Genomic DNA, 605 nt, shown 5'->3' on the forward strand with positions numbered 1-605 from the left:
TCAACGGGAAACCTAGGCATGTCGATAGGCATGATGAGTGCCAAGCTTGGTTTTTCAGTATCGGTTCATATGTCCGCCGATGCGAGAGAGTGGAAGAAAAACAAACTTCGATCGCACGGTGTCAACGTGGTTGAGTACGAGCAAGATTATGGTGTTGCGGTTGAGCAAGGTCGAAAACAGGCAGAGAGCGATCCCAACTGCTTTTTTATCGATGATGAAAACTCACAAACCTTATTCCTAGGTTACTCGGTTGCAGGTGAACGCTTAAAACAACAATTTGATGATTTAGGTATTGTGGTTGATGAACGTCATCCACTGTTTGTGTATTTACCATGCGGTGTTGGTGGTGGGCCAGGTGGTGTTGCTTTTGGGCTCAAGGTGGCTTTTGGTGACCACGTGCATTGCATCTTCGCTGAGCCAACACATTCTCCTTGCATGTTGTTGGGAGTACATACGGGTTTGCATGATGAGATAGCGGTGCAAGATATTGGTATAGATAATCTCACCGCGGCAGATGGCTTGGCCGTTGGTCGTCCTTCTGGTTTTGTTGGGCGAGCCATGGAGCGGTTAATTGATGGTTACTACACCGTGACGGATGAACGTAT

At 47.4% G+C, this 605-nt stretch carries 1 protein-coding gene; it reads left to right on the forward strand.

What is annotated here, in order from left to right; genetic code table 11:
* On the forward strand, window positions 1-605 hold a 605-nt coding region (locus tag R7Z50_RS28950; RefSeq protein ID WP_318149940.1), incomplete at both ends, for a D-serine ammonia-lyase.

Source organism: Vibrio sp. 1249-1 (assembly GCF_033340495.1).